The following is a 21242-nucleotide window of genomic DNA, read 5'->3' on the forward strand; positions in this document are numbered from 1 at the left end:
TCGGGTTTACACCCCACTGCTGCCGACAAACCCATGACTGGGGCGCAATCGTCGCTGCACCATATCGCCTTGTCTCTTCCGCTTGCGGAACAGGAGGCCGTCATGCGCTGGTATGATCAAATCGGCCAGCCCTATCGCGTCGAACGGTTCGGCTGGATCGGTTGGCGCGGCGTGTTTACCACGGACCCCGAGGGCAACACGGTCGAGCTGGTGGCGTATGACGCCTCGTTGCTGTATCAGGCCTGATAGGGGCGCACGAATACCGGTTTGTCCGGTTCCGACAAATCAGACCGATACACATAGCCGCCGGTGTCGAAATCCTGCAGGCTCTCCGGATCGGTCAGTCGGTGTTGAATGATGTACCGCGCCATTGAGCCGCGGGCCTTCTTGGCGAAAAAGCTGACGATCTTGGGCACGCCGCCCTTGTCCTCCATGAAGACCGGGGTGATGGCCCGCAGCTTCAGGGCCTTGGGATCGACCGCGCCGAAATATTCCTGGCTGGCGCAGTTCACCAGCGTATCGGTGCCCAGTGCCTCGGCCTGCGCGTTCAGCGCCTTGCTCAGCTGGTCGCGCCAGTAGTCATACAGGTTCTTGCCGCGCCGGGTCTTCAGCCGGCTGCCCATTTCCAGCCGATAGGGCTGAATGGCGTCCAGCGGGCGCAGCAGGCCGTAAAGCCCCGACAGGATACGCAGATGATCCTGCGCCCAGGCCAGTTCCTCGGCGTCCAGCGAGGCGGCCTCGAGCCCCTGATAGGTGTCGCCGGCAAAGGCCAGTGCGGCTGGGCGGGTGGCCTCGGACGGCGGCGCGTCGGCAAAGGCGCGGAACCGGTCGCGGTTCAGCCGGGCCAGATCGTCGCTGAGGCTCATCAGCTTTTTCAGATCCCCCAGCGTCAGGTTGCGCGCGGTCTTCGCCAGCCGGATCGCGTCGTCCTGAAAATCGGGCTGGGTCGGTGCAACGTCCCGCTCTGCCCAGTCCAGCCGCTTGGCCGGAGAGATCACCACCAGCATGTCTGCCCCCTTGTTCGTGCCTGCCCGTCGATACCTAGCCCGCCGCGCGCAGCACGTCCAGAAATGCGGCGGCGAAACGTTCGGCGCGGCGGTCGCCCAGAATCTGCTCCAGCGCGCGTTCGTCGCCAGGGCGCATCTGCGCCACCTTGGCCAGTTGCGCGGCAGAGCAGCTCAGTGGTTTGTCGATCCCGTCCGGGCCTCGGGCCAGCTGCGCCTGCACCTCGAGCAGTCGGTCGTAGATATCGCCCTGTTCGCGCCCTGCCAGCTTGCGGCGCGCCGGATGCAGCGCCTGCACCTCGCCCGCGATCACCTCAAGGAAGGTATCGCCATAGCGGTCAAGCTTTTTCGCGCCAACACCGCCGATCCGGGCCATCTCGTCCAGCGTCATGGGGCGTTTTTCCGCCATCTCGATCAGCGTGCGGTCGGGAAAGATGACATAGGCGGGCACGCGGGCGGCCTCGGCCAGCGCGCGGCGCTTGGCCTTGAGCGCCGAAAGCAGGGGCGCGTCCTCCTCTGAAACCATCATCTTGACCGCGGGCCGCCGGGTGGCCTTGCGCAGCGTATCCTTGCGCAGGGTGATCTGCGCCTCGCCCTTCAGGATCGGCTTGGCGGCCTCGGTCATGCGCAGCGCGCCGTGGCGTTCGGGGTCGGGGCGCACCAGGTCGTGGCCCATCATCTGTCGGAAGATCGCCTGCCATTGCGGGCGCGACCAGACCTTGCCGATGCCGTAGGTGGGCAATTCGTCATGCCGCCGCGCGCGGATCTTGTCGGTGTCGTTGCCCAAGAGGATGTCGATCAGGTGGCCCGAACCAAACCATTCCTCGGTGCGCAGGATTGCCGAAAGGGCCATGCGCACGGGCGTGGTGCCGTCGAACAGCTCGGGCGGGCTGTCGCACAGGTCGCATTTGCCGCAGGGCTCGGCCTGTTCCCCGAAATAACCCAGCAGAGTCTGGCGGCGGCAGTGCAGCGCCTCGGCCAGACCCAGCAGCGCGTTCAGACGGGCATGGTCGGCGGCGCGGCGTTCAGGTGGGGCCAGACCCTCGTCGATCTGGCTGCGGCGCAGGCGGATGTCGTCGGGGCCGAACAGGGTCAGGGTCTCGGCCGGCCCGCCGTCGCGGCCGGCGCGGCCGATTTCCTGGTAATAGGCCTCGATCGATTTCGGGAGGTCCGCATGGGCGACCCAGCGGATGTCGGGCTTGTCGATGCCCATGCCGAAAGCCACGGTGGCCACCACGATCAGCCCGTCCTCGCGCGCGAAGCGGGTTTCGACGATGCGGCGGTCCTCGGCCTCCATCCCGCCGTGATAGTGGCAGGCGCTGTGGCCTTGTTCGCGCAGGGCCTGCGCCAGCACTTCGGTCTTGTTGCGGGTGCCGCAATAGACGATGCCCGACTGGCCCCGGCGTGCGTCGGCGAAATCCAGGATCTGCTTGCGCGGGCTGTCCTTGGCGGCAAAGGCCAGGTGGATGTTCGGGCGGTCGAAGCCACGCAGGAACTTGCGCGGGGGCTTGCCGTCGAACAGTTTCTCGACGATTTCGTATTGCGTTTCCGCGTCCGCCGTGGCGGTGAAGGCGGCCAGCGGCACGTCCAGCGCGCGGCGCAGCTCTCCGATCCGCAGGTAGTCGGGGCGGAAATCATGACCCCACTGGCTGACGCAATGGGCCTCGTCCACGGCGATCAGGCTGACATTGATCCGCCGCAGCATCCCCAGCGCCGAGCCCGCCGCCAGCCGCTCGGGCGCCATGTAGAGCAGCTTCAGCCGCCCGGCCTCGAGCGCCTCCCACACGGCGTCGGTTTCCTCGGGCGTGTTGCCTGAGGTCAACGCACCAGCCTCGACCCCGGCCTCTTGCAGCCCTCGCACCTGGTCGCGCATCAGCGCAATCAGCGGCGAGATCACCACGGTGACCCCGTCGCGCAGCAGGGCAGGTAGCTGATAACACAGGGATTTGCCGCCCCCGGTGGGCATGATTGCCAGCACGTTCTCGCCGGCGGTCACGGCATCGACGATCTCTTCCTGCCCGGGGCGGAACTCATCGAATCCAAAGACATCTCGCAGCAGAGGCGCGGCGTCGAACATGTGCGGGGGTGCCCTGTTTCAAGATTTGACTGCTCTTGAACGGACAATCACACAGTCGGAATCGGGGAACAAGAGGTCAGTAGAAATAGACCGCGTTGTTGATGAGGATGATCCGCAGCGCATAGACCCCGATCAGCACCACCAGCGGCGTCAAGTCCAGACCGCCCATGTTGGGCAGAATGCGGCGGATCGGGCCATAGATCGGCTCGAGCAGGCGGTTCAGGCCGTACCAGATCTGGGCGACCAGCTGTTGATGCAGGTTCAGGACCTGGAAGTTGATCAGCCAGCTCATGATCACATGGGCCAGGATGATGAACCAGACGATGTCCAGGATCAGCAGCAGGATTTGGATCAGCGACAGCATGGGCACCTCGTTTTCCGTACGGGCTGAGACCTAAGTGCCCGGGCGGCAATAGGCAAGCCCGCAGTCACAGAACGCTTGCGAAATGGCCCGAAGGCCCGTCTTATGAAATCAAAAGCAGGCAAGGGGCAGAGATGGCAGAGATTTCCAAGCGCAGGCGCATCTGGGGCTGGTGGTTTTTCGACTGGGCCAGCCAGCCGTATCACACCCTGTTGGTGACCTTTGTCTTTGGCCCTTATTTCGCCGGCGTTGCGGCTGAATACTATGCAACCGCAGGGATGGATGCCGAAGCAGCCGCCGCGCAGGCGCAGACGGTCTGGGCCAACTGCCTGACGATCACCGGGCTGATTATCGCTTTCGGCGCGCCGCTGTTGGGGGCCATGGCCGATGTCTCGGGGCGGCGCATCCCATGGATCTTTGCCTTTTCCGTGATGTATGCCGTGGGGTCTGCGGCGCTGTGGTTCACGCTGCCGGACGGGTCGAACATGTGGCTGATGCTGTCGGCCTTCGGTCTGGGCTTCGTGGGGGCGGAATACGCGCTGATCTTCATCAACTCGCAATTGCCCGATCTGGGTGATGACAACGAGGTGGGCGAGATCTCGGGCTCGGGCTTTGCCTTCGGCTATTTCGGCGGGCTGATTTCCCTGGCGATCATGCTGGCGCTGTTCGTCGAGCAGCCCAACGGCAAGACGCTGATCGGGATGGAGCCGCTGTTCGGGCTGGACGCCGGCGCGCGCGAGGGCACGCGCTTTGTGGGGCCGTTCACCGCTGGGTGGTTCATCCTGTTCATGGTCCCGTATTTCCTGTGGGTTCGCGACGATCCGGCAGCCGACAAAAAGGGCAGCGTATCCGAAGCGCTGCGCCTGCTGGGAAAATCCGTGGCCGCTCTGCGGTACCGGGTCAGCCTGGCCAGCTATCTGGGGTCATCGATGTTCTACCGGGATGCGCTGAACGGGCTGTACAGTTTCGGCGGCGTCTATGCGCGGCTGGTGCTGGAGTGGGACCTGATCAAGATCGGCGTCTTCGGCATCATCAGCGTGCTGGCTTCGGCGGTCTTCGCCTGGATCGGCGGCAAGCTGGACCGGAAATTCGGCCCCAAGCCGGTGATCCTGACTGCGATCTGGGTCTTGATCCTGGTTTGCACCACCATCGTGTCGATGGACCGGTCGCAGATCTTCGGCATCGCCCTGCCCCAAGGGTCGGGCCTGCCGGACATTGTGTTCTTTGGCTGCGGCATCCTGATCGGCGGGATGGGTGGCATTCTGCAATCGGCCAGCCGGTCGTTGATGGTGCGCCACACCGACCCGGCCGCCCCGGTCGAGAGCTTTGGTCTTTATGGTCTGTCGGGCCGCGCCACCGCTTTTGCGGCGCCATTGATGATCGGAATTGCAACAACCGCGACCGGCAGTGCGCGGTTGGGGGTGTCTCCGATCGTCGGGTTGTTTATTCTGGGATTGTTCCTAATGCGCTGGGTCAAACCGGAAGGGGATCAGAGCAGATGATTTCATTACGTTTTTTGGTATTTTTGGCAGGAATTGCGCTGGCCGGAGCGGCTGGGGCCCAACCGCTGGCCAAGCAGTTGTTCGGGGCTCAGAAGTACAGTTCGCAACAAAAACCGGCCGCTTTCGGCAGTTATTCGCGCGGATGCGCGGCCGGATCTGTGCAACTGCCCGAGACCGGACCCACCTGGCAGGCGATGCGTCTGTCGCGCAACCGCAACTGGGGCCATCCGCAATCCATCGACTTCGTGCAGGACCTCAGCCGTTTTGCGGCAAAGCAACCGGGATGGAACGGGCTGTATATCGGGGATATCAGCCAGCCGCGGGGCGGGCCGATGACCTCGGGCCACCGCAGCCACCAGCTGGGCCTCGACATCGACATTTGGATGCTGCCCGGTGACAACATGCGCCTGTCGCGCAAGGCGCGCGAGAATATCTCGTCAATCTCCTTGCGCCGCGCGAACGGCGCCTATGTGAATGGCAACTGGACGAACCAGCACCACGCCATCCTGCGCGAAGCGGCCAAGGACAAACGCGTGGCCCGCATTTTCGTGTTTCCGGGTGCCAAGGTGCAGATGTGCAAGGACGAGACCGGCAACCGTGCCTATCTGCGCAAGATTCGACCCTGGTGGGGGCATCATTATCACTTCCACGTTCGGCTGAACTGCCCGCGCGGTTCGCGCGGTTGCGTCAATCAGGATCCGCCTCCCAAGGGCGACGGCTGCGCTGAGGCCGAACAGTGGGTGCGCAACATCTTGAACCCGCCGCCGCCCGACCCCAACGCGCCACCACCGAAGAAACGGCGTGAATATGTTCTGGCGGATCTGCCCCAGCAATGCGCCGCCGTCTTGCAGTCCAACTGATCGCCAGCCTGTTTCTGGCCGGTTCCGCCTGGGCGGTCGAAGTCAAATCGGCCGAATATCTGGGCAGCTTTGCATGGCGCGCCAGCCATGACTGGTTCGGCGGTTTCTCTGCCATCCATGTCTCGGAGGATGGGCAGCAGGCCTGGGTGCTGAGCGACCGGGCCATGCTGGTATCGGCCCGCCTCGACCGGGATGGCGATCGGATCGCCGGGGTGCGCATCGTGTATCATGAACCGCTGAAGTCCAGCCGCGGGCGGGCGCTGCGCGGCGGTGTCGGCGATTCCGAGGGGCTGGCGCTGGCGCCCGACGATAGCTTCTACATCTCGTTCGAAGGTGTGCATCGCGTGGCCCACTACGCAACGCCAAAGGCCCGCGGCCGCGTTCTGCCGCGACCCGCCGAGTTCGACGAGCTGGAGCGGAACGGTTCGTTCGAAGGTCTGGCCATCGACGCGCAGGGCCGCCTGTACACGCTGCCCGAGAAAAGCCGAACGGCAAATGGCGACATCCCGGTCTATCGCTGGAACGGGCGCGCCTGGTCCACCCCCTTCGTCCTGCCGCAACGGGGCCGCTTTCTGCCGGTGGCCGCCGATTTCGGCCCGGACGGGCGGTTCTACGTGCTGGAACGCGCGGTGGCTCTGATCGGGTTCCGGTCGCGGCTGCGTCGGTGGCAGGTCGACGGTGATACACCCACGGCCGAAGAAACCCTGTTTCAGACGGAAACCGGAACCCACGACAACCTCGAGGGGCTGTCCGTCTGGCGCGACGGGCAGGGGCGGTTGCGGGCCACGATGATCTCGGACGACAATTTTCTGGCCCTGCAGCGCACCGAACTGGTCGAATATCTGCTGCCGGATTGACATGGGCCGATCCCGGGTCTAGAAGCGCGGCTTGCCTTGGGAAACCCCCGGGGCCAAGTCGCCGCTACCTTGTCAAAACGGGCATCAGAACATGCAACGCAGCTTTATCCCCGGCATTCTTGCCATGGCCGCCATCGTCGTGGCCTCGAACATCCTGGTCCAGTTCCTGATCTTTGACGGGCTGCTGACCTGGGGTGCCTTCACCTATCCGCTGGCCTTTCTGGTCACCGACATCATGAACCGCGTCTATGGCGCGGGTCCGGCCCGCAAGGTCGTGTTTGTCGGCTTCGTCACCGGCGTGATCTGCTCGCTGATCGGCAGCCAGATCATGCTGCAGGGCGACGGGTTTACCTACGCCGCCGTGCCGTTGCGCATCGCCGTGGCTTCGGGAACCGCGTTCCTGATCGCGCAGCTGACCGACGTCACCGTGTTCAACGCCATGCGCGAAGGCCGCTGGTGGCGCGCGCCGTTGGTGTCCACACTGGTCGGATCGGCGCTGGATACCGCGATCTTCTTCACCATCGCCTTCTCGGCCTCGGTGACCTTCTTCGGTGCCGAAGCGGATGCGGCCATCAACTGGGCGTGGGAGCCCGTGCCCTTCATGCTGTCGGGCCCCGAGGCGCCCCTGTGGGTGACGCTGGCCTTTGCCGACTGGCTGGTGAAGCTGTCGCTGGCCCTGGTCGCGCTGATCCCCTTCAAGGTGATCGTCGCGCGCCTGACCGCACAGCCCGCGTAAAAAAACGCTTTGAGAATGGCACAAGTTGTGTCACCATCCTTTTCAAACGCAACAGATAGAAAAGGAGGTGATCCAGTGTCGAGAAAGAGATTGGAGAGAGGTGTCGGAACAACCGGGGGGACCGCCTGCTAGGGCAGCCCTTGGCGGAGCGCGCGCTCCGGCTGGTCGATTGATCTAACCGACCCGACCTCCTGAACTTTCGAAGGGCCGTCCCGCCGGGGCGGCCCTTTCTGTTTTCGGGTGACGCCTGTAAGGTCACGCCCATGCTGCGCATCACCGATGATATCACCCTGTACGATTGGGAAATGACCGAGAGCTTCATCCGCGCCTCGGGTCCCGGTGGGCAGAACGTGAACAAGGTCTCGACTGCGGTCGAGCTGAGGTTCGAGGCCGCGCGCTCGCCCTCGCTGCCCGACCCGGTCAAGGCGCGGCTGAAACGGCTGGCCGGGCGGCGCTGGACCAAGGATGGCGCGATCATCATCCAATGCGACGAGACCCGCAGCCAGGCCCGCAACCGCGAGATCGCCCGCGCCCGTCTGGCCGAGTTGATCGGCAAGGCGCTGGTCAAACCCAAGCGACGGATCGCGACGAAACCCAACTATGGCTCGGTCAAGCGCCGGCTGGCGGCAAAGAAGGCCCGGTCCGAGGTCAAGGCGCTGCGCGGCAAGGTGGCGGAAGATTGATCTGGCATCTTTCCCTGCCGTTGCTAGTCTGACCGCGACAGGCGGCAGGGAGGCAAGGCCATGAGGCTGGAGGGAAAAACCGCAATCGTGACCGGCGGCGCATCCGGGTTCGGGGCCGGGATCGTACAGAAGTTCCTGACCGAGGGCGCACGGGTGATGATCGCCGACATCAACGGGGATGCCGCGCGCAACATGGCGGCAACGCTGGGTCCACTGGCCGATCACCGCCAGGTGGATGTCTCCGACGGCGACTCGGTCCAGGCGATGGCGGATGCGGCGCTGGGACTCTACGGCCATCTGGACATCCTTGTGAACAATGCCGGTGTGACCCACCTGCCGACGCCGCTGGAGGAGGTCAGCGAAGAAGATTTCGACCGCGTCTATCGCGTGAACATGAAGTCGGTCTTTCTGACCGCGCGGTCGCTGGTGCCGCATATGAAATCGCGAGGGTCGGGGGCGATCCTGAACGTCGCCTCGACCGCCGGATTGTCGCCGCGCCCGAACCTGAACTGGTACAACGCCTCCAAGGGCTGGATGATCACCGCGACCAAGACCATGGCGGTCGAGCTGGCCCCGTCAGGTGTGCGCGTGAACGCGATCTGCCCGGTGGCGGGGGAAACGCCGCTTTTGAAATCCTTCATGGGCGAGGACACGCCCGAAATCCGCGCCAGGTTCTTGTCGACCATCCCGTTGGGCCGGTTCTCGACCCCGCAGGACATGGGCAACGCCGCCTGTTTCCTGTGCTCGGACGAGGCCAGCATGATCACCGGCGCCGCGCTGGAGGTGGACGGCGGCCGCTGCATCTGATGCCCCTTCATCTGGCCCAAAATATCCCCGCCGGAGGCAGCGCGCACCGGCGCGCTTTCCCGCAGTAAAGGACAAACCCAAATGACCCCCGGACCCAGAAACCTGATCACCGACATACCCGGCCTGCTGGTGGGCAACGCTCAGGACGCGGTCCTGAAATCAGGTGTCACGGTCCTGACCGGGGATCAGCCCTTGCGGGCCTCGGTGCATGTGATGGGGGGCGCCCCCGGCACGCGCGAGACCGATCTGCTGGCGGCCGACAAAACCGTCGATCGCGTGGATGCGATCGTGCTTTCGGGTGGCTCGGCCTTCGGGCTGGATGCCTGTTCGGGCGTGATGGACGGGCTGCATGCCCAAGGTCGTGGGTTTCAGGTAGGGTCGGCCGTGGTGCCGATCGTACCCGGTGCGATTCTGTTCGACCTTCTGAACGGTGGCGACAAGGCGTGGGGTGAAAACCCGTACCGCGCCTTGGGCCGGGCCGCATTTGACGCCGCGGCGGAGACGTTCGATCTGGGCAGCGCCGGGGCCGGAACCGGCGCGCTGACGGCCATGTGCAAGGGCGGGCTGGGCTCGGCCTCGGCGATTTTGCCGGGCGGCGTGACCGTGGGTGCGCTGGTTGCGGCCAACCCGTTGGGCAGCGTCACTACCCCGAGCGACCGGTATTTTTGGGCCGCCCCGTTCGAGATCGGGGCCGAGTTCGGCGGATTGGGGCCGGACAGGGCCACCGGTCTGGGGGTTCCCGCGCCCAGCCGCAAGGCCCGGGCAATGGGCCATCCCCCGCCCGACAAGGCCAACACGACCATCGCCATCGTCGCCACTGATGCGGCCCTGACCAAACCGCAGTGCCAGCGCATGGCTGTGGCCGCCCATGACGGGATCGCCCGCGCCATCCTGCCCGCCCACACGCCGGGCGACGGTGACTTGGTGTTCGGCGTCAGCACGGGGCGGACCCCTTCAGCCGATGTTGATCTGGCATTGCTGGGCCACGCCGCTGCCCTGTGCCTGACCCGCGCCATAGCGCGCGCGGTCTACCATGCGAAACCGGCGCCGGGCGACCTTCTGCCGTGCTGGTCGGACCTGCAAAACACGCCTTGAAAATAGCCCTTTCGAATGCGTCAGGTCACCGCCGCGCGTCAAATTGCGCATTGACTTCGCGCGGGTTTGATACTGGTTAAAGGGCAGCCAATTCATATCGGAGCAACGCCAATGAAACGTATCATCGCGACTGCCATCGTCGGCCTGCTGGCCGTGCCGGCCCTGGCCGAAGGCGACGCCGAAGCCGGCGCCAAGACCTTCAACAAGTGCAAGTCCTGCCACATGATCGCAACACCCGAGGGCGAGACGATCGTCAAGGGCGGCAAGACCGGGCCGAACCTGTATGGTATCGCGGGCCGTACCGCCGGCACCGAGGAAGGCTTCAAATACGGCGCCAGCCTGGTTGCGGCCGGTGAAAAAGGCCTGGTCTGGGACGAGGAAAGCTTCGTCGGCTATGTTCAGGACCCCAAGGCGTTCCTGAAAGACTACCTGGGTGAAACCTCGGCCAAGTCGAAGATGACCTTCAAGTTGAAAAAGGGTGGCGAAGACGTCTTTGCCTATCTGCAAAGCGTTTCGGCCGAATAAGCCGCACTTGCCAAAAAACCGGAACAAGTACAAAAGGCCGCAGCCCTGCGGCCTTTCGTGCGCTTGATTGAAACGTCGATCATCGCCAGATTCGTCGCAGACCAACAACGCTGCGCCCGACCCGCCAGCGCATCGCGCCCAGTCGCCGATGCCGCCAGAGCGACGCAGTCACATCAGGAGAGGACAGATGGGAATCATGATCCCGGCTTGGGTTCATGGCGAGCTGACACCCGTGGACAAGCTGGAAGCCCACGAAAAGGGGCTCAAGCACAAGGCGGTCTCGGTCTTCGTCGTGCGGGGCACCGAGATTCTGATGCAGCGTCGCGCGCTGGGCAAATATCACACGCCCGGCCTGTGGGCGAATACCTGTTGCACCCATCCTGACTGGGACGAAAACTCCTCGGACTGCGCCGTGCGCCGTCTGCGTGAGGAGTTGGGCATCACCGGGCTGTATCCTGAATACCGGCACCGGCTGGAATATCATGCGGATGTCGGCAACGGGATGGTCGAGAACGAGGTCGTGGACGTGTTCTTGGCGCATGTGCGCGGGCCGCTGAAGATCGAGCCCAATCCCGACGAGGTGATGGAGATCCGCTGGATCGACTATCACGATCTGCTGGCCGAAGTGCGCCGTCATCCAGAACGGTTCACCCCGTGGCTGAAGATCTACCTGCACAACCACGCTGACACGATCTTTGGCCCCGACCTGATCATCTCGGCCAAATCCTGACGCGCCCATCTTGCAAGGGCTGACGAAGCCGCATACATCACGGCGTCATGGCCAAGCAAAAGCAGAAGACAGACCCCAATTACAAGGTGATCGCCGAAAACCGGCGGGCCCGCTTCGATTACGCGATCGAAGAGGATATCGAGTGCGGCATCGTGCTGGAAGGGTCCGAGGTCAAGTCTCTGCGCGCGGGCGGGGCGAACATCGCCGACAGCTATGCCGCTGTCGAGGATGGCGAACTGTGGTTGATCAACAGCTACATCGCGCCCTACGAGCAGGCCAAGGCGTTCAAGCACGACGAGCGCCGCCGGCGCAAGTTGCTGGTCTCCCGCAAGGAACTGTCGAACCTGTGGGCCGCCACCCAGCGCAAGGGCATGACGCTGGTGCCGCTGGTTCTGTATTTCAACCACAAGGGCCGGGCCAAACTGAAGATCGGCATCGCCAAGGGCAAGAAGATCCACGACAAGCGCGAAACTCAGGCCAAGCGCGACTGGTCGCGCCAGAAACAGCGTCTGCTGAAGGATCACGGCTGACCCGGGCTGCGCCGCGGGTCAGAGTGGATCAGAACGCCATGGTGGCCTGCACCGCCCGTTTCCAGCGCGCATAGGCCGCTTCGCGGTCAGCCTCGGGCAGGATCGGTTCGAACCGTTGGTCCAGCGCCCAGGTGTCGGCAAATCCGGCCTGATCGGGATAGACCCCGGCCTTCATCCCCGCCAACCAGGCCGCGCCCAGCGCCGTGGTTTCCTGCATCACCGGCCGGTCGACCGGCGCGCCCAGGATGTCCGACAGACCCTGCATCGCCCAGTCGGACGCGCTCATCCCGCCATCGACCCGCAGGATCACGTCCGCGTCGGCGCCCCAATCGCCCTGCATCGCGTGCCACAGGTCGCGGGTCTGGAAGGCGATGCTTTCCAGCGTGGCCCGTGCGATCTCGGCCCGACCCGAGTTGCGGGTCAGACCGAACATGGCGCCGCGGCAGTCGGGCTTCCAATAGGGCGCACCCAGCCCGGTGAAGGCGGGCACCAGCACGACATGCTGGTTGGGGTCGGACTGCGCGGCCAGTTCGCCGCTTTGCGGGGCCGAGTCGATGATCTGCAGCGCGTCGCGCAGCCACTGCACCGCCGCGCCCGCGATGAAGATCGAGCCTTCCAGCGCATAGGTCCGCTGACCGTCCAGCTGATAGGCGATGGTGGTCAGCAGGCGGTTTTTCGACTCCACCGTCTGCGTGCCGGTGTTCAGCAGCGCAAAACAGCCCGTGCCATAAGTGGATTTCATCATGCCCGGCTGGAAACAGGCCTGCCCGATCGTGGCGGCCTGCTGGTCACCGGCCACGCCCAGAATCGGGATCGCCCCGCCGAACAGGCTGGTCTGGCCGAAATCGGCCGCGCAGTCGCGCACCTCGGGCAGCATCGACAGCGGCACGTCCGGCAGATCGCAGATCTCGGCGCTCCAGTTGCCCTTGTGGATGTCGAACAACAGGGTGCGCGCGGCGTTGGTGGCGTCGGTGGCGTGGACGCGGCCCTCGGTCAGGCGCCAGATCAGGAAACTGTCGATGGTGCCGAACAGCAGCTCGCCCGCCTCGGCCCGGTCGCGCGCGCCGGGTACGGTGTCCAGTATCCACTTGACCTTGGTGCCCGAGAAATACGGGTCGAGCAGCAGGCCGGTTTGGGCGGTCACGTCATCCTCGCAGCCCGCGTCGCGGAACCGCCGGCAGATCTCGGCGGTGCGGCGGTCCTGCCAGACGATGGCGTTGTGGATGGCCTTGCCGGTCGTCTTGTCCCAGACCACGGTGGTTTCGCGCTGGTTGGTGATGCCGATCCCGGCGATTTGGTCGGCCGAGGCACCGACCTCGTCCATCACCTGCCGGCAGACGTTCAGGACGCTGTCCCAGATTTCCTCGGGGTCGTGCTCGACCCAGCCTTCCTGCGGGAAATACTGGGTGAATTCCTGCTGTGCGGTGCCCACGCGCTGCATCTGCGCGTCGAACAGGATCGCGCGCGAGGACGTGGTGCCCTGATCGATTGCCAGAATATAGGTCATGCCCGTGCTCCCCCTGTCGTCATTTTCAGGGGACATTAGGCGATTGGTCAGGGCCGTTCCAGACCCCAGTTTCAGGCCACCGGCACGTCGATATTGTCGATTAGGCGCACGCCCTCCAGCCAAGCGGTGGCGAACAGGCGCGCGGGGCGGGTGGCGGCGGTTAGCGGCGTAAGCGTTTCGGCGCAGCGCAGGTCGATATACTCCACTTCGGAAAAGCCTGCCGCCAGCAGCGCGTCGCGGGCCGGCCCCACCAGATCCGCGAACGCGGCGCCCTGCGCCAGTTGCCCGGCCATGTCCTGCATCACCGCATGCATCCGCGCCCCGGTCACCAGCCCCTGGTCCGACAGACGCAGGTTGCGTGAGGACATCGCCAGCCCCGAGGGCTCGCGCACGGTGGGGCAACCGATCACTTCGATCGGGATGTCCAGATCGCGGGCCATGCGGCGCACGACCATCAACTGCTGATAGTCCTTTTCGCCGAAATAGGCTCGGTCCGCCTGCGTCTGCAGGAACAGTTTCGCCACGACGGTCGCCACGCCGTCGAAATGTCCGGGGCGGAATTCGCCCTCCATCACGTCGGTGAGGCCGGCGACGGACACAGTGGTGGCGAATCCGTCGGGATAGATCTGGTCCGGGTCGGGGACATAGATCGCGTCGACCCCCAGCGGCGCCAGCTTGGCCGCGTCGTCCTGCTCGGTGCGGGGGTACTTGGCCAGATCCTCGGGATTGTTGAACTGTTTGGGGTTGACGAAGATCGTCACGATCACCCGGTCGCAATCGGCCCGCGCCGCCTGTGCCAGCGACAGGTGCCCCTGATGCAGCGCGCCCATGGTGGGCACCACGCCGATGGTCTGGCCTGCCCGGCGCCAGGCCTGGGTCATGGCGCGCAGGTCCGGCAGGGTGCGCAGGATGGGCGCGGTCATGCCTTGCCCCCCTTGGCAGAAGCCTGATCGGCAAACACATGCTCGGCAGCCGGGAAGGTGCGGGCACGCACCTCGGCGGCGTATTCGGCGATGGCGGCCTCGGCCAGCGGGCCCAGATCAGCATAGCGTTTGACGAATTTCGGCTTGAATGCGGTGAAGAAGCCCAGCATGTCATCGACCACCAGGATCTGACCGTCACAGCCCGCCGAGGCGCCGATGCCAATGGTGGGAATGGGCACCTCGGCGGTGATCCGGTCGGCAAGTCCCTGCGGAACCTTCTCGAGCACGACGGAAAACGCCCCGGCCTCGGCCACGGCGCGGGCGTCGGCCAGCACCGCCTCGGCCTGTTCGTCGCGGCCCTGCACCTTGTAGCCGCCCAGCGTGTTGATCGATTGCGGCGTCAGCCCGATATGCGCCATCACCGGGATGCCGCGCTTGACCAGAAAGCGGATCGTTTCGGCCATCTCGACCCCGCCTTCCAGCTTGACCGCGCCCGCCCCGGTTTCGGCCATCAACCGGGCCGCGTTGCGGAAGGCCTGCGCGGGACCTTCCTCGTAGCTGGCAAAAGGCATGTCGATGACCATCATCGCCTTCTCCAGCCCGCGGGCGACGGCCTGGCCGTGCAGGATCATCATCTCCATCGTCACGCCAAGGGTCGAGGTCAGCCCATGCAGCACCATGCCGACGCTGTCGCCCACCAGGACGAAATCGCAATGGGCATCCATCAGCCGTGCCATCGGTGTCGTGTAAGCGGTCAGGCTGACCAGTGGCTCGCCGCCCTTTCTTGCTCGGATATCCTCGGCGTTCGGGGCTTTCTTGCGGGCTGTCGCGCTCATCTTGGGTCCTGTGGACAAGTCATGTTGCAGCGCGGCATAGCAGAGAGCGTCTCCGTTTTCAAAGACCGGTTGCGCCAACAATTCCTTGATTGACCTGAGGTTTGGGGGAACAGTGATTGCAGGCGGCCGCGAAATACCGGGCTGCGACGTAAGCTTAGGGGAGGGAATTTTCATGACGAAATCAAGGTATCGCGCCTTTGCGTCCGCCTTGGCGGTGGGCGCCAGCCTGTTTGCGACCCAGGGCTGGGCGCAGTCGGACATCACCATCGCCATGCAGCTGGAGCCGCCGCATCTGGACCCGACCAGCGCCGCCGCGCAGGCCATCGACTCGGTGGTCTATGCGAACGTGTTCCAGGGTCTGACCCGCTTCATGGGGGATGGCTCGATCGTGCCGTCGCTGGCCGAAAGCTGGGACATCTCCGAGGATGGCAAGACCTACACCTTCAAGCTGCATGACGGCGTGACCTTCCACGACGGCACCACGATGGATGCCGAGGACGTGAAGTTCAGCCTCGACCGCGCCACCGCCGAGGACAGCGCCAATGCGCAGAAGGCCCTGTTCGCCGGGATCGAGTCCGTCGAGGCCGTGGACCCTCTGACCGTCAAGATCACCCTGACGGAACCGAACGGCAATTTCCTGTTCAACCTGGCCTGGGGCGACGCGGTGATCGTGGCGCCGGAAAGCATCGAGAACATCAAGACCAACCCGATCGGCACCGGCCCCTACACCTTTGCCGAATGGGTGCAGGGCGATCGCGTCGTCTTGCAGCGCAACCCCGATTACTGGGGCGAGCAGCCGGCGCTGGAAAAGGCGACCTTCAAGTTCATCTCGGACCCGACCGCCGCCTTTGCCGCCGTGATGGCCGAGGACGTGGACGTGTTCACCGGCTTCCCGGCCCCCGAAAACCTGCCGCAATTCGAGGCCGATCCGCGGTTCCAGGTGCTGGTCGGCTCGACCGAGGGCGAAACGATCCTGTCCACCAACAACAAGCGGCCGCCGTTCGACGATGTCCGCGTGCGCAAGGCACTGGCCCATGCCATCGACCGGCAGGCCATCATCGACGGCGCGATGTTCGGCTACGGCACCCCGATCGGCACCCATTTCGCGCCGCACCACCCGGCCTATGTCGACCTGACCGGCAACTCGGCTTATGACCCAGAACAGTCCAAGGCCCTGCTGGCCGAGGCAGGGTTCCCGGACGGGTTCGAGACCACCCTGCACCTGCCGCCGCCTTCCTATGCTCGGCGCGGGGGCGAGATCATCGCCGCGCAGCTGGCCGAAGTCGGCATCAAGGCCGAGATCATCAACGTCGAATGGGCGCAGTGGCTGGAAAGCGCGTTCAAGGGCAAGGATTACGGCCTGACCATCGTCAGCCATACCGAGCCGATGGATATCGGCATCTATGCCCGGCCGGACTACTATTTCCAGTATGACAATCCCGAGTTCCAGAAGCTGATGGAAACGCTCAACGCCACGACCGACGAGGCCAAGCGGACCGAGTTGCTGCAACAGGCGCAGCGCATCATCGCCGAGGATTACGTGAACGGTTACCTGTTCCAGCTGGCGGCGCTGAGCGTGGCCAAGGCCGGCGTCAAGGGTCTGTGGGTCAACGCGCCGACGGCGGCGACCGACCTTGCCGCGATTTCCTGGTCCGAGTGACCGCAAAGGCAGGAGGCTCGGGTGCCCGGGCCTCCGCATTCACCCCAAAGTGCTGGTCCGCATGTATTTTCTGCGCCTTTCGCGTCTTTTGATCTTCAACTTCGCCCTGCTGCTCGCCGGGTTGTTCCATTCGCCCGGTCCGGCCAGCGCTCAGGATCTGTTGTCCGAAGGCTTTGCGACAAAGGTGGAAATCCCCGACGAACCCTTGCAGGTGGGCATCGGAATCAAGATCGACCAGATCACCGGCGTCGATCAGAAGGCCGAAAACTATGGCGCCGTGGTGGTCATTCGTGGCGAATGGAAAGATCCGGCACTGGCCTTCGATCCGGAAGAAAGAGGGCGAGAGGTTCTGGTGGTCGATCCCAAGAAGCTTGCCGATTACGCGACCTCCATCGGAACCGTCATTCCCGTCTTCGTCGTCCAGAACCAGCAGTCCAACCGCTGGATCCACGAATCCGTGGCCGCGGTCCATAGCGACGGCCGGGTCATCTATGTCGAGAAATCGTCCCTGACGTTGCAGGCACCCCATTTCAACTTTCTGAAATACCCGTTCGACACCCAGGAGTTCCACTTCAAGGTGGAATCGATCCTGCCGTCTGAATTCGTGTCCTTCGTGCCGCTACGCGAATTTTCGGGGCTGGGGGATCAGTTGGGAGAAGAAGAGTGGATCCTGGACAACGACAGGATGGAGAAAAACCACGTCATCGGCGTATCGGGGCGGATCAGCGACCAGGTGGATCTGGTCTTCGAGGGCAAGCGGCACCTGACCTATTACATCATCCGGGTCTTCCTGCCGATGCTGGTTCTGATCACCGTCAGCTGGGCTTTGTTCTTTCTGGATGAATACCGCAAGCGGATCGAGATGTCCGGGGCCAACCTGCTGGTTTTCATCGCCTTCAACTGGGCGATCTCGGCCGACCTGCCCAAACTGGGGTATCTCACCTTCGTCGACTTCATCCTGCAGTGGATGTTTTTGGTCACGGGCGCGATCATTGTCTTCAACGTGGTGCTGCGAAAGATCAAAATTTCGGGGCGCGACGACCTCGCCCGCAAACTCGACAATTACGTTATCAAGTGGATCTATCCGCTGGGCTATGCCGCGATCGTGGGCTGGGCGGTTTATGCCTATCTGCTAGCATCTTAGGCGCTGGACCCAGGGCAAAACCGCGCCTAACGTGGCACTGATGCTTCGCTATGCGCTCAAACGCCTGATTTCGCTGGTTCTCAGCCTTGCGGTCGCCTCGGTGGTTATCTTCGCGGTGATCGAGGTGGCACCCGGCGATCCGGCATCCTTCATGCTGGGGGTGAACGCGCAGCCCGACACGCTGGCGGCCTTGCGCGCCGAGCTTGGCCTGGATGTGCCCAAGATCGAGCGCTATTTCACTTGGGTCGGCGGGATGCTGACCGGCGATTTCGGCACCTCCTACACCTACCGCACACCGGTTTCGACCATGATCGCGGACCGGATGTGGGTGTCTCTGCCGCTGGCGCTCTATGCGCTCACGCTGTCGACGGCCATCGCCTTTCCGGCGGGCATCTATGCGGCCTCGCGGCGCGGCCGGCCCGGGGACATCGCGGTGATGGGCGCCACCCAGCTGGGCATCGCGGTGCCGAATTTCTGGTTCGCGATGATGCTGGTGCTGATCTTTGCGATCAATCTGCGCCTGTTTAACGCGGGCGGCTTTGCCGGGTGGGAAAACGGCATCTGGACCGGCCTGCATTCGCTGACCCTGCCGGCCATCGCGCTGGCACTGCCGCAGGCGGCGATCCTGGCGCGGGTGATGCGCTCGGCCCTGCTGGACATACTAGGTGAGGATTTCATGCGCACTGCCCGCGCCAAGGGCCTCAGCCGCCGTCAGGCGCTGTGGCGGCACGGGGTGCGCAACGCGCTGATCCCGGTGCTGACGATCATCGGGCTGCAGTTTTCCTTCCTGCTGGCCGGGGCGATCATCATCGAACAGGTCTTCTACCTGCCCGGTCTCGGGCGGCTGGTGTTTCAGGCGATCTCGTCGCGCGACCTGATCGTGGTCGAGTCGGTGGTCATGCTGCTTGTCTTCGCGGTCATCACCGTCAATTTCCTGGTCGATCTGGCCTATGCCGCCGTCGATCCCCGGCTGAGGAGCCGCCCATGAGCCGCAACCTGATCCTCGGCGCATGCCTGTCGTCTCTGGTGGTTCTCGCAGCGCTCGTGTCCTTTGTCTGGACGCCCTATGACCACGCCGCACTGAACATTCCTGACAAGCTGCAACAACCCAACGCGCAGCACTGGTTCGGCACCGATCATTTCGGGCGCGATCTGTTCTCGATGATCATGGTGGGCGCGCGCACCTCTATCGCGGTGGCGCTGGTGGCGGTGGGCATCGGCATGGCGCTGGGCGTGCCGCTGGGCCTGACGGCGGCGGCGCGCAAGGGGTCTTGGCTGGACGAGCTGATCATGCGCGGCAACGATCTGGTCTTTGCCTTTCCCTCGCTGGTCATCGCCATCCTGATCACCGCCGTCTTCGGCGCGGGCGCGATCAACGCGATCATCGCGATCGGCATCTTCAACATCCCCGTCTTTGCCCGCATCACCCGCGGCGCGGCCCTGTCCCTGTGGGAGCGCGAGTTTATCCTGGCGGCCCGTGTCGCGGGCAAGGGCGCGGCGCGGATCTCGGCCGAGCACATCCTGCCCAACGTCGCCAACCTGTTGATCGTGCAGGGCACCATCCAGTTCTCTCTGGGTATTCTGGCCGAGGCGGGTCTGTCCTATGTCGGTCTGGGCGCGCAGCCTCCCACGCCCAGCTGGGGCCGGATGCTGGCCGACGCGCAGACAATGGTCAGTTTTGCCCCGCATCTGGCTCTGATTCCGGGGCTGGCGATCATCGTCACGGTGCTGGGGCTGAACCTGATGGGTGACGGGCTGCGCGACTGGCTCGACCCCCGCATCCGGGTGGCGCGCGCATGAGCTTGCTGGAAATCCATAACCTGTCGCTGTCGATCCACGCCGTTGGCATCCTCAAGGACGTAAGCCTGTCCGTCGATCCCGGACAGATAGTGGCCGTCACCGGCGAGAGCGGCTCGGGCAAGTCTATGACGGCGCTGGCGGTGATGCAGCTTTTGCCCAACGGGGCGCGGACATCGGGGGCGCTGCGACTGGACGGGCAGGACCTGCTGGGCCTGCCCGAGGCCGAGATGTGCGCCCTGCGCGGGGCGGCGATCGGCATGGTGTTCCAGGAGCCGATGACGGCGCTCAACCCGGTCCAGACCATCGGGGCGCAGGTGATGGAGACCATCCTGATCCACAAGGCGATGCCGCCCGATCAGGCCGAGGCCCGTGCCCGCGAGGTTTTGACCCGCGTCGGCCTGCCGCCCGAGAGGTTCCCGCTGGACCGCTACCCGCACGAGTTGTCGGGCGGGCAGCGGCAGCGGGTGGTGATCGCCATGGCCATCGCGCTGCGCCCCCGGCTGCTGATCGCGGACGAGCCGACGACGGCGCTGGACGTGACCACGCAGGCGCAGATCCTCGATCTGCTCAAGGGTCTGGTCACGGAATACGGCATGGGCCTGTTGATGATCACCCATGATCTGGCGGTGGTGGCGGACATGGCCGACCGGATCGTGGTGATGCGCAACGGCGAAGTGGTCGAGGCCGGGCCTACGGGTCAGCTGCTGACCAACATGCAGCATCCCTACACGCGGATGCTGTTCGAGGCCTCGAACCACCAAGTCGAACTGCCCGCCCCGGCGGCCCCGGCGCCTCTGCTTTCGGTCTCGGAGGTGGTGCGCGACTATCGCCTGCCGCGTGCGCGGCTGTTCGAAAAGCCCGGCCATCATCGCGCCGTGGACAATGTGAGTTTCACGCTGAATAGGGGCGAACGCCTTGGGCTTGTGGGCGGGTCCGGTTGCGGAAAATCGACTCTAACACGGGCCATTTTAGGGCTCGAGGAGGTGCAGGGCGGGCAAATTCTGCTGGACGGCCAGCCGGTGTTCACCGGGCACAAACCCAACCTGGCCGTGCGCCGCAAGATGCAGGTGGTGTTCCAGGACCCGTTCGGCAGCTTCAACCCCCGGCACCGGGTTGCCCGCCTGATCACCGAACCTTTTCACCTGCTGGAAACCCCGCCCACCGGGTCGGAACGGCAGGATCGCATCGCCGAGATGCTGACCGCCGTGGGCCTGTCGCCCGACGATGCGTGGAAATACATCCACGAATTCTCGGGCGGGCAGCGCCAGCGCATCGCCATCGCCCGCGCGCTGATTATCCGGCCCGAGCTGATCTTGTTCGACGAGGCCGTCTCGGCGCTGGATGTCTCGGTCCGGGCACGGATCCTCGACCTGCTGGCCGAGCTGTGTGCGACCTATGACCTGACCTACCTGTTCATCAGCCATGACCTGAGCGTGGTGCGCACCATTACCGACCGGGTGATGGTGATGCAGTCGGGTCGGATCGTCGAGCAAGGTGAGACCGAGCGCGTGTTCTCGGACCCGCAGCACCCCTATACGCAAACCCTGATCCAAGCCGTGCCGAAATTGCCCGATTTCGGGCAAGGCGCAGCATGAAACCTCTTTG

22 protein-coding genes are annotated in these 21242 nt (G+C 64.5%); 16 read left to right on the top strand and 6 right to left on the bottom strand.

The features are described 5' to 3' along the window. Window positions 1-102 precede the first annotated feature (102 nt). Window positions 103-246: a hypothetical protein gene (locus AC2FMN_RS16480; protein ID WP_496689511.1), complete on the top strand. Its 144-nt coding sequence runs from the start codon at window positions 103-105 to the stop codon at window positions 244-246. Here the strand turns inward: AC2FMN_RS16480 and yaaA are convergent. The 3 genes from yaaA to AC2FMN_RS16495 all read right to left on the bottom strand — a co-directional run bounded on the left by yaaA (window position 237) and on the right by AC2FMN_RS16495 (window position 3445). Further along, window positions 237-1007 (bottom strand): peroxide stress protein YaaA, encoded by a 771-nt coding sequence (gene yaaA, locus AC2FMN_RS16485; protein WP_496689513.1) that lies wholly within the window; start codon window positions 1005-1007, stop codon window positions 237-239. The two genes, AC2FMN_RS16480 and yaaA, sit on opposite strands and share 10 nt — an antisense overlap. Window positions 1008-1041: 34 nt before the next feature. Further along, window positions 1042-3081: a DNA helicase RecQ gene (gene recQ, locus AC2FMN_RS16490; RefSeq protein WP_496689515.1), complete on the bottom strand. Its 2040-nt coding sequence runs from the start codon at window positions 3079-3081 to the stop codon at window positions 1042-1044. 76 nt (window positions 3082-3157) lie between these two features. Beyond that, window positions 3158-3445 (bottom strand): YggT family protein, encoded by a 288-nt coding sequence (locus AC2FMN_RS16495; protein ID WP_005980077.1) that lies wholly within the window; start codon window positions 3443-3445, stop codon window positions 3158-3160. Window positions 3446-3576: 131 nt separating this feature from the next. On the opposite strand from AC2FMN_RS16495, the gene AC2FMN_RS16500 reads away from it, so the two are divergent. The 10 genes from AC2FMN_RS16500 (at window position 3577) to smpB (ending at window position 11767) form a co-directional block, all read left to right on the top strand. After that, window positions 3577-4944, top strand: a complete 1368-nt coding sequence (locus tag AC2FMN_RS16500) for an MFS transporter (RefSeq protein ID WP_496689517.1) — start codon at window positions 3577-3579, stop codon at window positions 4942-4944. Next, window positions 4941-5804: a penicillin-insensitive murein endopeptidase gene (gene mepA, locus AC2FMN_RS16505; protein WP_496689519.1), complete on the top strand. Its 864-nt coding sequence runs from the start codon at window positions 4941-4943 to the stop codon at window positions 5802-5804. The genes AC2FMN_RS16500 and mepA overlap by 4 nt, the downstream gene beginning before the upstream one ends. Then, window positions 5777-6661 carry an esterase-like activity of phytase family protein gene (locus AC2FMN_RS16510; RefSeq protein WP_496689521.1) on the top strand — a complete coding sequence of 295 codons (885 nt, stop codon included), beginning with the start codon at window positions 5777-5779 and terminating at the stop codon, window positions 6659-6661. The genes mepA and AC2FMN_RS16510 overlap by 28 nt, the downstream gene beginning before the upstream one ends. A 91-nt stretch (window positions 6662-6752) precedes the next feature. Further along, window positions 6753-7397, top strand: a complete 645-nt coding sequence (locus tag AC2FMN_RS16515) for a queuosine precursor transporter (protein ID WP_496689523.1) — start codon at window positions 6753-6755, stop codon at window positions 7395-7397. A gap of 263 nt (window positions 7398-7660) precedes the next feature. Then, window positions 7661-8080 (top strand): alternative ribosome rescue aminoacyl-tRNA hydrolase ArfB, encoded by a 420-nt coding sequence (gene arfB, locus AC2FMN_RS16520; RefSeq protein ID WP_496689525.1) that lies wholly within the window; start codon window positions 7661-7663, stop codon window positions 8078-8080. A gap of 60 nt (window positions 8081-8140) precedes the next feature. Beyond that, window positions 8141-8887: an SDR family oxidoreductase gene (locus AC2FMN_RS16525; RefSeq protein ID WP_496689527.1), complete on the top strand. Its 747-nt coding sequence runs from the start codon at window positions 8141-8143 to the stop codon at window positions 8885-8887. Between the two features lie 81 nt (window positions 8888-8968). Then, a complete protein-coding gene (locus AC2FMN_RS16530) occupies window positions 8969-9982 on the top strand; it encodes a P1 family peptidase (protein WP_496689528.1) in 1014 nt (337 codons plus the stop codon). Window positions 9983-10093: 111 nt separating this feature from the next. Beyond that, on the top strand, window positions 10094-10507 hold the full coding sequence (locus AC2FMN_RS16535; RefSeq protein WP_496689530.1) for a c-type cytochrome: 414 nt from the start codon (window positions 10094-10096) through the stop codon (window positions 10505-10507). A 187-nt stretch (window positions 10508-10694) separates the two neighbouring features. Beyond that, on the top strand, window positions 10695-11237 hold the full coding sequence (idi, locus tag AC2FMN_RS16540; RefSeq protein ID WP_093964071.1) for an isopentenyl-diphosphate Delta-isomerase: 543 nt from the start codon (window positions 10695-10697) through the stop codon (window positions 11235-11237). Between the two features lie 47 nt (window positions 11238-11284). Next, entirely contained in the window at window positions 11285-11767 is a 483-nt protein-coding gene (smpB, locus tag AC2FMN_RS16545; protein WP_496689532.1) for an SsrA-binding protein SmpB, read from the top strand. A 28-nt stretch (window positions 11768-11795) separates the two neighbouring features. Here smpB and glpK read toward each other — a convergent pair whose 3' ends face one another. The 3 genes from glpK to panB all read right to left on the bottom strand — a co-directional run bounded on the left by glpK (window position 11796) and on the right by panB (window position 15033). Beyond that, a complete protein-coding gene (gene glpK, locus AC2FMN_RS16550) occupies window positions 11796-13274 on the bottom strand; it encodes a glycerol kinase GlpK (protein ID WP_496689534.1) in 1479 nt (492 codons plus the stop codon). Between the two features lie 71 nt (window positions 13275-13345). Continuing rightward, complete coding sequence (panC, locus tag AC2FMN_RS16555) at window positions 13346-14197, bottom strand: pantoate--beta-alanine ligase (RefSeq protein ID WP_496689536.1); 852 nt, start codon at window positions 14195-14197, stop codon at window positions 13346-13348. Further along, on the bottom strand, window positions 14194-15033 hold the full coding sequence (panB, locus tag AC2FMN_RS16560; protein ID WP_496689537.1) for a 3-methyl-2-oxobutanoate hydroxymethyltransferase: 840 nt from the start codon (window positions 15031-15033) through the stop codon (window positions 14194-14196). The genes panC and panB overlap by 4 nt, the downstream gene beginning before the upstream one ends. Before the next feature lie 172 nt (window positions 15034-15205). On the opposite strand from panB, the gene AC2FMN_RS16565 reads away from it, so the two are divergent. The 5 genes from AC2FMN_RS16565 to AC2FMN_RS16585 all read left to right on the top strand — a co-directional run bounded on the left by AC2FMN_RS16565 (window position 15206) and on the right by AC2FMN_RS16585 (window position 21232). Continuing rightward, window positions 15206-16693, top strand: a complete 1488-nt coding sequence (locus tag AC2FMN_RS16565; RefSeq protein ID WP_496689539.1) for an ABC transporter substrate-binding protein — start codon at window positions 15206-15208, stop codon at window positions 16691-16693. A gap of 61 nt (window positions 16694-16754) precedes the next feature. Beyond that, window positions 16755-17837, top strand: a complete 1083-nt coding sequence (locus AC2FMN_RS16570) for a ligand-gated ion channel (RefSeq protein WP_496689541.1) — start codon at window positions 16755-16757, stop codon at window positions 17835-17837. Window positions 17838-17877: 40 nt separating this feature from the next. Beyond that, entirely contained in the window at window positions 17878-18825 is a 948-nt protein-coding gene (locus AC2FMN_RS16575) for an ABC transporter permease (protein ID WP_496689559.1), read from the top strand. Next, window positions 18822-19637: an ABC transporter permease gene (locus AC2FMN_RS16580; RefSeq protein WP_496680027.1), complete on the top strand. Its 816-nt coding sequence runs from the start codon at window positions 18822-18824 to the stop codon at window positions 19635-19637. The genes AC2FMN_RS16575 and AC2FMN_RS16580 overlap by 4 nt, the downstream gene beginning before the upstream one ends. Next, entirely contained in the window at window positions 19634-21232 is a 1599-nt protein-coding gene (locus AC2FMN_RS16585; protein ID WP_496689543.1) for an ABC transporter ATP-binding protein, read from the top strand. The genes AC2FMN_RS16580 and AC2FMN_RS16585 overlap by 4 nt, the downstream gene beginning before the upstream one ends. Window positions 21233-21242: the final 10 nt, after the last annotated feature.

The organism is Ruegeria sp. BHSC037 (assembly GCF_059613045.1).